At 68.2% G+C, this 13,474-nt stretch carries 9 protein-coding genes and 2 rRNA genes; all 11 read left to right on the top strand.

All coding sequences use genetic code 11. The annotated features are described in order from the left end of the window. The first annotated feature begins 101 nt into the window (after positions 1 to 101). The 11 genes from QSJ60_RS12905 to xerD all read left to right on the top strand — a co-directional run bounded on the left by QSJ60_RS12905 (position 102) and on the right by xerD (position 13,436). A 23S ribosomal RNA gene (locus QSJ60_RS12905) occupies positions 102 to 3,206 on the top strand. Between the two features lie 165 nt (positions 3,207 to 3,371). Further along, positions 3,372 to 3,488, top strand: a 5S ribosomal RNA gene (gene rrf / locus QSJ60_RS12900). A gap of 60 nt (positions 3,489 to 3,548) precedes the next feature. After that, on the top strand, positions 3,549 to 5,222 hold the full coding sequence (locus QSJ60_RS12895; RefSeq protein WP_285463859.1) for a primosomal protein: 1,674 nt from the start codon (positions 3,549 to 3,551) through the stop codon (positions 5,220 to 5,222). Further along, the gene (locus QSJ60_RS12890; RefSeq protein ID WP_285463858.1) at positions 5,197 to 6,228 is read left to right on the top strand and encodes an HAD-IIA family hydrolase; all 1,032 of its coding nucleotides are present in this window, start codon (positions 5,197 to 5,199) and stop codon (positions 6,226 to 6,228) included. The genes QSJ60_RS12895 and QSJ60_RS12890 overlap by 26 nt, the downstream gene beginning before the upstream one ends. 242 nt (positions 6,229 to 6,470) lie before the next feature. Next, on the top strand, positions 6,471 to 6,641 hold the full coding sequence (locus QSJ60_RS12885) for a hypothetical protein (RefSeq protein WP_230767222.1): 171 nt from the start codon (positions 6,471 to 6,473) through the stop codon (positions 6,639 to 6,641). 2 nt (positions 6,642 to 6,643) lie between these two features. After that, positions 6,644 to 7,453, top strand: a complete 810-nt coding sequence (locus QSJ60_RS12880) for a TlyA family RNA methyltransferase (RefSeq protein ID WP_230767219.1) — start codon at positions 6,644 to 6,646, stop codon at positions 7,451 to 7,453. Next, positions 7,450 to 8,364, top strand: a complete 915-nt coding sequence (locus tag QSJ60_RS12875; RefSeq protein WP_189086627.1) for an NAD kinase — start codon at positions 7,450 to 7,452, stop codon at positions 8,362 to 8,364. Before QSJ60_RS12880 ends, QSJ60_RS12875 begins: the two co-directional genes overlap by 4 nt. An 18-nt stretch (positions 8,365 to 8,382) precedes the next feature. Further along, a complete protein-coding gene (recN, locus tag QSJ60_RS12870) occupies positions 8,383 to 10,080 on the top strand; it encodes a DNA repair protein RecN (protein WP_285463857.1) in 1,698 nt (565 codons plus the stop codon). A 17-nt stretch (positions 10,081 to 10,097) separates the two neighbouring features. Next, positions 10,098 to 11,867: a CTP synthase gene (gene pyrG, locus QSJ60_RS12865; protein ID WP_372458698.1), complete on the top strand. Its 1,770-nt coding sequence runs from the start codon at positions 10,098 to 10,100 to the stop codon at positions 11,865 to 11,867. After that, a complete protein-coding gene (locus QSJ60_RS12860; protein ID WP_285463855.1) occupies positions 11,860 to 12,537 on the top strand; it encodes an NUDIX domain-containing protein in 678 nt (225 codons plus the stop codon). Before pyrG ends, QSJ60_RS12860 begins: the two co-directional genes overlap by 8 nt. Next, positions 12,534 to 13,436 carry a site-specific tyrosine recombinase XerD gene (gene xerD, locus QSJ60_RS12855; RefSeq protein ID WP_285463854.1) on the top strand — a complete coding sequence of 301 codons (903 nt, stop codon included), beginning with the start codon at positions 12,534 to 12,536 and terminating at the stop codon, positions 13,434 to 13,436. Before QSJ60_RS12860 ends, xerD begins: the two co-directional genes overlap by 4 nt. The last annotated feature ends 38 nt before the right edge of the window (positions 13,437 to 13,474 follow it).

Here is a 13,474-nt window from a genome sequence, read left to right as displayed (position 1 = left end):
GATCACAAAGATTCGTAGGACGTGCCCTTTTGGGGGTGCGTTCGACTAATCATTGGTCACCGCCGGCCCTTTTGGGGTTGGTGGTTTCTGAACTCATGTGATTTCAAGTTTCTAAGAGCAAACGGTGGATGCCTTGGCATCTGGAGCCGAAGAAGGACGTCGTAATCTGCGATAAGCCTCGGGGAGCTGATAAACGAGCTGTGATCCGAGGATTTCCGAATGGGGAAACCCCGCCAGGCCCTTTGGGTGACCTGGTGACTCCCGCCTGAATATATAGGGCGGGTAGAGGGAACGTGGGGAAGTGAAACATCTCAGTACCCACAGGAAGAGAAAACAACAGTGATTCCGTAAGTAGTGGCGAGCGAACGCGGATGAGGCTAAACCGGTCATGTGTGATACCCGGCAGGGGTTGCATGGTCGGGGTTGTGGGACCTTTCGGGCTGTTCTGCCGGACAGCCACGGTGACGCGTCAGGTATAGACGAACCGCATTGAAAGGCGGACCGGAGTGGGTGTGAGTCCCGTAGTCGAAATGCCTGGCCGGCCGGAGAGGGATCCCAAGTAGCACGGGGCCCGAGAAATCCCGTGTGAATCTGTCAGGACCACCTGATAAGCCTAAATACTCCCAGATGACCGATAGCGGACAAGTACCGTGAGGGAAAGGTGAAAAGTACCCCGGGAGGGGAGTGAAATAGTACCTGAAACCGTTTGCTTACAAACCGTCGGAGCTCCCGTGTTGGGGTGACGGCGTGCCTTTTGAAGAATGAGCCTGCGAGTTAGTGATCTGTGGCGAGGTTAACCCGTGTGGGGTAGCCGGAGCGAAAGCGAGTCTGAATAGGGCGATTCAGTCGCAGGTCCTAGACCCGAAGCGAAGTGATCTATCCATGGCCAGGTTGAAGCGACGGTAAGACGTCGTGGAGGACCGAACCCACTTAGGTTGAAAACTGAGGGGATGAGCTGTGGATAGGGGTGAAAGGCCAATCAAACTTCGTGATAGCTGGTTCTCTCCGAAATGCATTTAGGTGCAGCGTTGCGTGTTTCTTGCCGGAGGTAGAGCTACTGGATGGCCGATGGGCCTCAACAGGTTACTGACGTCAGCCAAACTCCGAATGCCGGTAAGTGAGAGCGCAGCAGTGAGACGGTGGGGGATAAGCTTCATCGTCGAGAGGGAAACAACCCAGACCACCGACTAAGGTCCCTAAGCGCGTGCTAAGTGGGAAAGGATGTGGAGTTGCACAGACAACCAGGAGGTTGGCTTAGAAGCAGCCACCCTTGAAAGAGTGCGTAATAGCTCACTGGTCAAGTGATTCCGCGCCGACAATGTAACGGGGCTCAAGCACGCCACCGAAGTCGTGGCATTCATACAATCGATAGGCCTTCGTGGTCCAGTCGTGTGGATGGGTAGGAGAGCGTCGTGTGTCGGGTGAAGCGGCGGTGGAAACCAGCCGTGGACGGTACACGAGTGAGAATGCAGGCATGAGTAGCGAAAGACGGGTGAGAAACCCGTCCTCCGGAAGACCAAGGGTTCCAGGGTCAAGCTAATCTGCCCTGGGTAAGTCGGGACCTAAGGCGAGGCCGACAGGCGTAGTCGATGGACAACGGGTTGATATTCCCGTACCGGCGAAGAACCGCCCACACCAATCCAGTAATGCTAACCATCCGAACTGTCACATCGTTCCCTTCGGGGGACACCGTGGCGGGGAGCATGGGACCCGGTCTGGTGCGGTGAGCGTATTAACAGGTGTGACGCAGGAAGGTAGCCCAACCCGGGCGATGGTTGTCCCGGGGCAAGCGTGTAGGCCGAGTCGTAGGCAAATCCGCGACTCATTACGGCTGAGACGTGATGCGGATAAAAAGTGGGTGATCCTATGCTGCCGAGAAAAGCATCGACGCGAGGTTCTAGCCGCCCGTACCCCAAACCGACTCAGGTGGTCAGGTAGAGAATACCGAGGAGATCGAGAGAATCGTGGTTAAGGAACTCGGCAAAATGCCCCCGTAACTTCGGGAGAAGGGGGGCCGGATCGTTGTAGGCACTTGCTGCCGAAGGCGTGAAGGCCGCAGAGACCAGTGGGAAGCGACTGTTTACTAAAAACACAGGTCCGTGCGAAGACGCAAGTCGATGTATACGGACTGACGCCTGCCCGGTGCTGGAAGGTTAAGCGGAACGGTTAGCTCTTCGGAGCGAAGCTGAGAAGTTAAGCCCCAGTAAACGGCGGTGGTAACTATAACCATCCTAAGGTAGCGAAATTCCTTGTCGGGTAAGTTCCGACCTGCACGAATGGCGTAACGACTTCCCAGCTGTCTCAACCGCGAACTCGGCGAAATTGCAGTACGAGTAAAGATGCTCGTTACGCGCAGAAGGACGGAAAGACCCCGTGACCTTTACTACAGCTTGGTATTGGTGTTCGGTGTGGCTTGTGTAGGATAGGTGGGAGACTTTGAAGCGGGCACGCCAGTGTTCGTGGAGTCATTGTTGAAATACCACTCTGGTCACTCTGGATATCTAACTTCGAACCGTGATCCGGTTCAGGGACAGTGCCTGGTGGGTAGTTTAACTGGGGCGGTTGCCTCCCAAAGAGTAACGGAGGCGCCCAAAGGTTCCCTCAACCTGGTTGGCAATCAGGTGGCGAGTGTAAGTGCACAAGGGAGCTTGACTGCGAGACTGACAGGTCGAGCAGGGACGAAAGTCGGGACTAGTGATCCGGCAGTGGCTTGTGGAAGCGCTGTCGCTCAACGGATAAAAGGTACCTCGGGGATAACAGGCTGATCTTGCCCAAGAGTCCATATCGACGGCATGGTTTGGCACCTCGATGTCGGCTCGTCGCATCCTGGGGCTGGAGTAGGTCCCAAGGGTTGGGCTGTTCGCCCATTAAAGCGGTACGCGAGCTGGGTTTAGAACGTCGTGAGACAGTTCGGTCCCTATCCTCTGCGCGCGCAGGAAATTTGAGAGGATCTGACCCTAGTACGAGAGGACCGGGTTGGACGAACCTCTGGTGTGCCAGTTGTTCCGCCAGGAGCACCGCTGGTTAGCTACGTTCGGGATGGATAACCGCTGAAAGCATCTAAGCGGGAAGCCGGCCTCAAGATGAGATTTCCATCCCCTTCGGGGGGAGAGGCGCCCAGCCAGACGACTGGGTTGATAGGCCAGATGTGGAAGCACCGCAAGGTGTGCAGCTGACTGGTACTAATACGCCGATAACTTGATAATCACTATCTACATCAACGTTTGCAAAAGGCACGATGTAGAGCCCGATGACTCGCGTCCACTGTGTGGTTCCCGACAGACGAACCAAAAACACCAAATTGAACAGAGCAACGCTCGAACGATTTCCCCACCAACCCACCCAACACGGGTTGGTGTCGGGGCAAGAGTTACGGCGGCCATAGCGTCAGGGAAACGCCCGGACACATTCCGAACCCGGAAGCTAAGACTGACAGCGCCGATGGTACTGCAGGGGGGACCCTGTGGGAGAGTAGGACACCGCCGGACACCCATTCACGAAAGGCCACCCCGAACCCCGGGGTGGCCTTTCGGCATTTCACCACTGATGTGAGCCCGCCCGATAGCCTCGAGGCGGATGAGACTTCAAGAGACGGCAGGCTGAGCGTGAGCGATTCCAGGAACGATGGGGAGCGGAGCTCCGACGACCGGGGACGCTCAGAACGCCCGAAGCGCGAGTACGGCTCGCGCGACGGAGGCCAGCGTCGCGATAGCGGCGCACCTCGCGGGGATCGCAGCAGCGGCCCGCGCGGTGGCGACCGCCGATCCTCCGAGCGGAGGCCGTGGGAGAAGGACCGTGCGTCCGCACCGCGCCGCGACGGCGATCGCAAGCCGTGGGAGCGTGACGGCGGTCGTGGCGGTGAGCGTTCCGGTGCCCCGCGTCGTGATGGCGAGCGGAAGCCGTGGGAGCGCGGCGGTGAGCGTTCTGGCGCTCCGCGCCGTGACGGTGACCGCAAGCCGTGGGAGAAGGACCGGACGTCCGGTCCCCGTCGTGATGGGGACCGCAAGCCGTGGGAGCGCGATGGCGGTCGTGGCGGTGAGCGCTCCGGTGCTCCGCGCCGCGATGGTGACCGCAAGCCCTGGGAACGCGGTGGTGAGCGCTCTGGCGCTCCGCGTCGCGATGGCGACCGCAAGCCCTGGGACAACGATCGTTCCGGCGGCCCCCGCCGTGATGGGGACCGCAAGCCGTGGGAGCGCGATGGCGCTCGCTCCGGCGGCCCGCGCCGTGATGGCGACCGCGGGCCTCGCAAGCCGTGGGAGCAGCGCGACGATCGCGACCGCGGCGGCCGGCCCGGGGCCGATCGGCCCCGCCCGGACTCGCACGGCGCCTCGATGCGTCAGATCCGCCCGCGTCACGACGACCCGATCGTGCCGGAGCACATTCGCCCGGCGTCGCTCGAGAAGAGCGCTCGCGCCGAGCTGCGCACGCTGACGAAGGAGAACGCCGACTGGGTGGCCGTGCACCTGGCCGCCGCGGCCGAGTTCCTCGACACGGATCCGGAGCTCGCGCACCGACATGCCCTCTCGGCATCCCGTCGTGGTGGCCGGATCGGCGTCGTCCGCGAAACGCTCGCGATCACGGCGTACGCGACCGGCGACTTCGCGCTGGCGCTGCGCGAGCTGCGCACCTATCGCCGGATCACCGGCAGCGACGAGCAGCTGCCGCTCATGGTCGACAGCGAACGCGGGGTGGGTCGTCCCGACCGCGCGCTGGAGCTCGGACGTTCGGTGGACCGCTCGACGCTGCCGGCGGGAGTGCAGGTCTCGCTCGCGATCGCGATGTCCGGCGCACGGCTCGACCGTGGCGAAACGGAGCTGGCGCTCGCGGAGCTCGAGATCCCGCAGCTCGATCCGGATCGCGCCTTCTCCTACAGCCCCTCGCTGTTCCTGGCGTACGCCGAGGTGCTCGACGAGTTGGGCCGTGAGGCGGATGCCGCGGACTGGCGCACTCGCGCGCTGCGTGCCGAGGCGGCCCTGGCCGGCCCGGCGGAGTCGGAGGTCTTCGAAGTGTTCGTGCTCGACGAGGACGAGTACGAGGGCGACGTGCACGTGGAGCCGGGGCCGGCGGAGGAGGACGCTGCGCCTGAGGCCGGTGCTGAAGCCGAGGCCAGTGCTGAAGCCGGTGCCGATGCCATTGCAGAGGCCGAGTCTGGCACCGAGCCCGAGGGCACCGAGGTCGAAGGGGAGTCGGACGCCGATGGCGCTCTTCCGAGCGAAGACTGAGGCGCCCACGCCGCTCGACGGCGTGGACGCGGTCTTCGCGGACTTGGACGGCGTCGTCTACCAGGGGCACGGAGCGATCCCGCACGCCGTGGAGAGCCTCAACCACGCCAAGGTCGGCCGCGCCGTCGGCTACCTCACGAACAACGCGTCCCGAAGCGACGTCTCGGTCGCCGCGCACCTGGCCGAGCTGGGCCTGGACGTCGTCCCGAGCGAGGTCGTCACCTCGCCGCAGGCGGCGATGCACCTCCTCGGCGAGCAGGTCGACCCGGGCGCGCTCGTCCTCGTCGTCGGAGGCGAGGGGATCATCACGGAACTCGAGCGTCGCGGCTACCGGGTCACCCGTTCGGCCGACGACGCGCCGGCTGCCGTGGTGCAGGGATTCGCGCCCGACGTCGGCTGGACGCAGCTCGCCGAGGCCGCGTTCGCGCTGAACGCGCACGGCGGCCCGGACGTCCCCGGTGGGATCCCCTGGATCGCGACGAACATGGACTGGACGATCCCCGTCGCCCGTGGCATCGCGCCCGGCAACGGGACGCTCGTGTCCGCCGTGCACACCGCCGTCGGACGCTTCCCGCTCGTCGCGGGCAAGCCGGAGCGGGCCATCTTCGACGAAGCCGTCCGCCGATTCGGCGCATCGGTGCCGCTCATGGTTGGGGACCGGCTCGACACGGACATCCTCGGTGCGCGCCGCGCCGGGATCCGCTCGGCCGTGGTGCTCACCGGCATCGATCGGGCGAAGCAGCTGCTCGCCGCGAAGGCCGACAGCCGGCCCGACTTCATCCTCGAGGATCTCCGCGGGCTGCACGAGCCGTACCCGGAGACCGAGGAACGTCGCGGGGGAGTCCTGCGCGTCGGCCGCGCGGCCGTCAAGATCGACGGTGCGCGCGTCGTCGTGGTCGACGAGGGCGACGGCGGCATCGACCTGCTGCGCGCCGCCTGCGCGGCGATCTGGGGATCGGGCGCGCCGATCCACGCCCTCGACGTTCCCGAGCGGCTGTACGCCTGAGGTGTCTCCCTTCGACGGGCTCCCTTCGACGGGCTCCCTTCGACAAGCTCAGGGAACCACGGGATGGTTCGCTGAGCTTGTCGAAGCGTCCGGATCCCTCCGACAGGCTCCCTTCGACAGGCTCCCTTCGACGGGCTCCCTTCGACAAGCTCAGGGAACCAAAGGCGCCGGTCGACGGGCTCAGGGAACCGGCTGGGGGAAGCACGGCCCGTTCGTCGTCGGGTGCCGGTAGCGTTAAGGTCGTGAGCGACGCAACGAACTCCGAGCCCCGAGACCTGAGCGAGGCCACCCGGGCGGCGCTCGACGAGCTCGAGTCGGCCCCGCTCTCCGAGCGCGCCGCCGGGTACCGCCAGCTCGCCGACGCCCTCCGTTCGGAGCTCGAGCAGTCCGACCCGAGCCGCAGCGCGGGGTGAGCATGCCCGATTCCCGCCTCGACGCCGCCCTCGCCGAGCGCGGACTCGCGCGATCCCGCACCCACGCGGCCGCCCTCATCGCCGCCGGTTCGGTCACCGTCGACGGTCGCCCGGTCGTCAAAGCCTCGACGCGGGTCGCCGCGGAGTCCGAGCTCGCCGTCGCGTCCGCCGACCACTACGTGAGCCGGGCGGCCCACAAGCTGCTCGCGGCGCTCGACGAGTTCTCCGTCGGCGTCGACGGACGCCTCGCGCTCGACGCCGGCGCGTCGACCGGCGGCTTCACCCAGGTGCTGCTCGAGCGGGGCGCACGACGCGTGCTCGCGGTCGACGTCGGCCACGGGCAACTCGCGCCCGAGCTCCTCGGCCATGAGCGCATCGTGCTTGTCGAGGGCTGCAACGTCCGCACCCTCGACGCGGAGGGGCTCGCCGCGCTCACCGGGGTCGCCGAACGCCCCGACCTCGTCACCGCCGACCTCTCGTTCATCTCGCTCACCACGGTGCTGCCGGCGCTCGTCGCCACCGCGGCGCCCGAGGCCGACTTCGTGCTGCTCGTGAAGCCGCAGTTCGAGGTCGGCCGGGGCGGCACCCGTGAGGGCATCGTGCGCGACCCGGCGCGCCGCGCCGACGCCGTGAACGACGTGCTCTGGGCCGCGCACGATCTCGGCCTGCGCACCGCGGGCGTCGCGGCGTCGCCGATCGCCGGCGGGCAGGGCAACCAGGAGTTCCTCGTGCATCTGACGGCGATGCAGGGCTCCGATCCGTCAGAATGGTCGAGTCGTATCGAACGGCTGGCGAGAGGGGGCGCGGCATGAGCGCAGCACGGCACTTCCTCGTCGTCTCCCACACCGGGCGCGCCGCTGCGCTCGAGGCGACGGTCGAGGTCTGCCAGCGGCTGCTCGCCGAGGGGGCGGTGCCGGTCATCGCCGCCGAGCACTGGGACGACGTGCAGGAGGTCGTCCCCGAGCTCGACGGCCGGGCGCTCCGCCTCGAGGCGGTCGATCCCGCGGTCATCGAACTTGTCATCGTCCTCGGCGGCGACGGCACGATCCTCCGCGCGGCCGAGCTGATCCGTCCGCACCCGGCGCCACTGCTCGGCGTCAATCTCGGTCACGTCGGCTTCCTCGCCGAGAGCGAGCGCGACGACCTCGGCCTCACGATCACCAGGGCGCTCGCCCGCGACTACGCCGTCGAGGAGCGCATGACGCTCTCCGTGCGGGCCAAGGTCGGCGCCGAGGTCGTGTACGAGAGCTGGGCGCTGAACGAGGTCACCGTCGAGAAGGCCGAGCGCGAGCGCATGCTCGAGGTCGTGATCGAGGTCGATCGGCGTCCGCTGTCCTCGTTCGGCTGCGACGGCGTCGTGATGTCGACGCCGACCGGGTCCACCGCGTACGCGTTCTCCGCGGGCGGCCCGGTCGTCTGGCCGAGCCTCGAAGCGCTGCTGCTCGTGCCGCTGTCCGCGCACGCGCTCTTCGCACGGCCGCTCGTCGTCGGGCCCGAGTCCTCGCTCGCGGTCGAGATCCTGCAGCGCACTGAGACCAGCGCCGTGATCTGGTGCGACGGCCGGCGCACCTTCGACCTGCCCGCCGGTTCCCGGGTGATCGTGCGCCGGTCCGCGGTACCGGTCCGGCTCGCGAGGCTCCACGAGGCGCCCTTCACCGATCGGCTCGTGAACAAGTTCCAACTCCCGGTGACCGGCTGGCGGGGGCCGAGCGGCCGTGACTGAGCGCGAACGGAGGCGCACGTGATCGAAGAACTCGGCATCCGCGACCTCGGCGTCATCGCCGAGGCGACGCTGCCGCTCGGACCGGGCTTCACCGCGGTGACCGGTGAGACCGGTGCGGGCAAGACGATGGTGGTGACCGCGCTCGGTCTGCTGCTCGGCGCGCGCTCCGACGCCGCGGCCGTGCGGGCGGGGGCGAAGCAGGCCTGGGTCGAGGGGCGCTGGCTGCTCGCCGACCCCGAGGCCGTGGCCGATCGTGTCGCGGAGACGGGCGGCGAGATCGAGGCCGGCGAGCTGCTGCTCGGCCGCTCGGTCTCCGCGGAGGGACGCAGTCGAGCGGTCGTCGGCGGGCGCAGCGCGCCGGTCGGCGTCCTCGCCGAACTCGGCGAGGAGCTCGTCGTGGTGCACGGCCAAGCCGATCAGCAGCGCCTGCGCTCCGCCACCGCGCAGCGCGAGGCGCTCGACCGCTTCGGCGGCGCCCCGCTCGCCGCGGCGCTCGACGCCTACCGCTCCGGATTCGAGGCATGGCGGGCAGACGTCGCGGAGCTCGCCACACTCCGGGCGGACCACGACGCCCGGGCCCGCGAAGCCGAGGAGCTCCGCGAGGCGCTCGACGAGCTCGAGACGATCGACCCGCAGCCCGGTGAGGACGAGGAGTTGCACGAGCGCTCCGAACGGCTCACGAACCTCGAGGAGCTGCGTCTCGCCGCCGCCCAGGCCCGCGAGCTGGTGTCCGCCGAGGAGGCCGTCGACAGCACGGCCGACGCCGTCGGACTCGTCGAGGGCGCCCGGCGTCAGCTCGAACGGGTCGCCGGCTTCGATTCGGCGCTCGCTCCGATCGCCGAGGTGCTCACGAACGCGGGCTTCCTGCTCGCGGATGCCGCGGCCGAGCTCTCCGGCTACCTCGCCTCCCTCGACGCCGACGGTGCGCGCGAGCTCGAGCTCGTGCAGGAGCGTCGGGCGCTGCTCGCGGGGCTCGCACGCCGGCACGGCTCCCTCGACGAGGCGATCGAATTCCGCCGTACGGGCGGGCTGCGGCTCGTCGAGCTCGACGGCGACGACGACCGCATCGCGCTGCTCGAGGCATCCGTCGAGCGTCTCCGCGACGAGCTCGACCGGCTCGCCGACGAGCTCACGGCGCTGCGCAGCTCCGCGGCCGAGCGTCTCGCCTCGGCCGTCACGGCCGAGCTCGCGGCGCTCGCCATGCCAGACGCGGTGCTGAGCGTGTCGGTCGAACCGCTCGAGGAGCCGGGGGCGCACGGCCGCGACCAGGTGCAGATCCTGCTGCGCCCGCACCCCGGGGCCGAGCCGCGTTCGGTGTCGAAGGGCGCGTCGGGCGGCGAACTCTCGCGGGTGATGCTCGCGATCGAGGTCGTCATCGGCGCGGTCGATCCGGTGCCGACGTTCGTGTTCGACGAGGTCGATGCCGGGGTCGGGGGAGCGGCGGCCATCGAGATCGGCCGACGGCTCGCGAAGCTCGCCGAGCGCTCCCAGGTCATCGTCGTGACCCACCTCGCCCAGGTCGCGGCGTTCGCCGGCAACCACCTGAGCGTCGTGAAGGGCACCGACGGCCAGGTGACGAGTTCGAGCGTGCGCCAGCTGCTCGGGGCCGAGCGGGAGGCCGAGATGGCGCGCCTGCTGTCGGGCCTCACCGACTCCGAGATCGGTCTCGCGCACGCGCGCGAACTGCTCGAGATCGCCGCCGAGCGGGCGGCATGAAGGACGAAGGGGGAGCCATGGGACGGCATGTCGGGCACTCGGAGTCCGAGCGTGGGTTAGACTATAAGCCCGTGGTGGATGAACGCGGCGCACAGCACTCGAATACTGACTTTTCCGACGACACGACCAAGCACATCTTCGTGACTGGTGGTGTCGTTTCTTCATTGGGCAAGGGCCTGACGGCGGCCAGTCTCGGCAACCTGCTCACGGCTCGCGGGCTGCGGGTGGTGATGCAGAAGCTCGACCCGTACCTGAACGTCGACCCGGGCACGATGAACCCCTTCCAGCACGGCGAGGTGTTCGTCACCGACGACGGGGCCGAGACCGACCTCGACATCGGCCACTACGAGCGCTTCCTCGACATCGAGCTCTCCCAGGCGGCCAACGTCACGACCGGCCAGATCTACTCGACCGTCATCGCCAAGGAGCGCCGCGGCGAGTACCTCGGCGACACGGTGCAGGTCATCCCGCACATCACCGACGAGATCAAGCGCCGCATGCGGCTGCAGGCCTCGGAATCGCCCAAGCCCGACGTGATCATCACCGAGATCGGCGGCACGGTCGGCGACATCGAGTCGCAGCCCTTCATCGAGTCCGCTCGCCAGGTGCGCCACGAGCTCGGCCGCAAGAACGTCTTCTTCGTGCACGTCTCGCTCGTGCCGTTCATGGGCGCCTCCGGCGAGCAGAAGACGAAGCCGACGCAGCACTCGGTCGCCGCACTGCGGTCGATCGGCATCCAGCCCGACGCGCTCGTGCTGCGCAGCGACCGGCCCGTCACGGAGTCGAACAAGCGCAAGATCGCGCTCATGTGCGACGTCGACGAGGCCGCCGTGGTGAACGCGGTCGACGTGCCCTCGATCTACGACATCCCGACCATGCTGAACACGCAGGGCCTCGACGCGTACATCGTCGACGCGCTCGGGCTCGACCGCAAGGCCGGCGAGGTCGACTGGTCGGGCTGGGCGGAGCTGCTGAAGGTCGTGCACGACCCGAAGCACGAGGTCACCATCGGCCTCGTCGGCAAGTACATCGACCTGCCCGACGCCTACCTCTCGGTCACCGAGGCGCTCCGCGCGGGCGGCTTCGGCAACGACGCGAAGGTCCGCATCGAGTGGATCCCCTCCGACGAGTGCGAGACGCCCGAGGGGGCGCAGAAGCACCTCGCGCACCTCGACGGCATCTGCGTGCCCGGCGGCTTCGGCGTGCGCGGCATCGAGGGCAAGCTCGGGGCGCTCCGCTTCGCGCGGGAGAACGGCATTCCCGCGCTCGGCCTCTGCCTCGGCCTGCAGTGCATGGTCATCGAGTACGCGCGGAACGTCGCCGGCCTCCCCGGTGCGTCGTCGAGCGAGTTCGACCCCGACACCGAGTTCCCGGTCATCGCGACCATGGAGGAGCAGGTCGAGATCATCTCGGGCGGCGACTTGGGCGGCACGATGCGGCTCGGCCTCTACCCGGCGGCCCTCGCCGAGGGCTCGATCGTCGCCGAGCTGTACGGCTCGACCGAGGTCTCCGAGCGCCACCGGCACCGCTACGAGGTGAACAACGCCTACCGCGATCGGATCGCCGAGGCGGGGCTGTCGTTCTCGGGGCTCTCGCCCGACCGCAACCTCGTCGAGTACGTCGAGCTGCCGCGCGAGGTGCACCCGTTCTACGTGGCCACGCAGGCCCACCCGGAGCTGCGCAGCCGGCCGAACTCGCCGCACCCGCTGTTCCGCGGCCTCGTGGCCGCCGCGCTCGAGCGCCAGGCGGCGTCGAAGCTCTTCGACGACGACGTGGACAATGGCTGAGCCCTTCGGCGAGCCGACGGTCGGCGGGACTCCCGTCGGTCCGTCGCTCGCCGACGAGCGGGCCGAGTCGCTGATCCTCAGCTCGGAGCTCGCATTCGAGGGGCGCGTGTGGGACATCCGTCGCGAGACCTTCGAGTTCGCCGGCGCCCCGGTGACCCGCGACTTCATGGACCACCCGGGCGCCGTCGGCGTGCTCGCGCTCGATCGCGACGACCGCGCCCTGCTCATCCGCCAGTACCGGCATCCGGTCCGGCTGAACGACTGGGAGATCCCCGCGGGTCTGCTCGACGTCGTCGGCGAGGACCCGCTCCTCGCGGCGCAGCGCGAGCTCGCCGAGGAGGCGGACCTCGAAGCGGCCGAGTGGGCGGTGCTCGCCGACATCCACACCTCACCCGGGGGCAGCGACGAGGCCATCCGCATCTACCTCGCGCGCGAGCTGCGCGGCACGCCCGTGCGCTACGAGCGCACCGAGGAGGAGGCGGAGCTCGTGACCGCCTGGGTGGCCCTCGACGACTGCGTCGATGCGGTGCTCGACCGGCGGGTGTCGAACGCCCCGCTCACGGTCGCCGTGCTCGCCGCGGCAGCCTCGCGGGCGCGCGGCTGGGCCAGTCTCGTCCCCGCGGATGCACCGTGGGACTCGAAGCCCGGGCGCGAGGCAGCCGGGGCGTGAGCTCCCGCGAGATCGACGGCTACCTGCGACACCTCGCGGTGGAGCGGGGGCTCGCGCGGAACACCGTCGCCTCGTATCGGCGCGACCTCCGGATCTACGGCGAATGGCTCGAGCAGGCCGGGCACGCCGGCCCCGCATCCGTCGGAGCCGCGGAGCTCGCCGCCTTCCAGCGCTATCTCAGCGCCGAACGGCAGCCCGCCCTCGCGAGCTCCTCGGTCGCTCGGGTGCTGTCCACGGTGCGCGGCCTGCACCGCTTCCTCGCTGAGGAGGGCCTGACCGAGACCGACGCGGCGCGCGAGCTGAAGCCGCCGAAGCTTCCGGCGCGCTTGCCGAAGGCGATCCCGATCGAGGCGGTCGAGCGGCTGCTCGCGGCGACCGACGGCGACGAGCCGTTGCGGGTGCGCGACAAGGCGCTGCTCGAGTTGCTCTACGCGACCGGGGCGCGCGTGTCGGAGGCGGTCGGGTTGAACGTCGACGACCTCGTCGACGCCGAGGTCGTGCGCCTGTTCGGCAAGGGCGGCAAGGAGCGCATCGTTCCCGTCGGCAGCTATGCCAGGGCCGCCATCGAGGCGTACCTCGTGCGGGTGCGGCCGCAGCTGTCGAGTCGCGGCACGGCGACGCCGGCGCTCTTCCTCGGTGCCCGCGGCGGGCGTCTCAGCCGGCAGGCGGCGTGGGTTGCGATCACGGAGGCCGCGGACCGCGCCGAGCTCGGCCTGGAGGTGTCGCCGCACACCCTGCGTCACTCCTTCGCGACCCACCTGCTCTCCGGCGGAGCCGACGTGCGCGTCGTCCAGGAGCTGCTTGGCCACTCCTCGGTGGCGACGACGCAGATCTACACCCTCGTCACGGCCGATACACTCCGGGAGATGTACACGACCGCCCACCCGCGCGCTCGCTAGAATCGACCAAGCATCGCTCGACCCGACGGGCGCCCGCT

Origin of the sequence: Agromyces sp. NBRC 114283, assembly GCF_030268405.1 — a bacterium.
Lineage (GTDB): Bacteria > Actinomycetota > Actinomycetes > Actinomycetales > Microbacteriaceae > Agromyces > Agromyces mediolanus.
The sequence above is the reverse complement of the archived record's forward strand: the minus strand, read 5'-3'. Positions and strand labels throughout refer to the sequence as shown.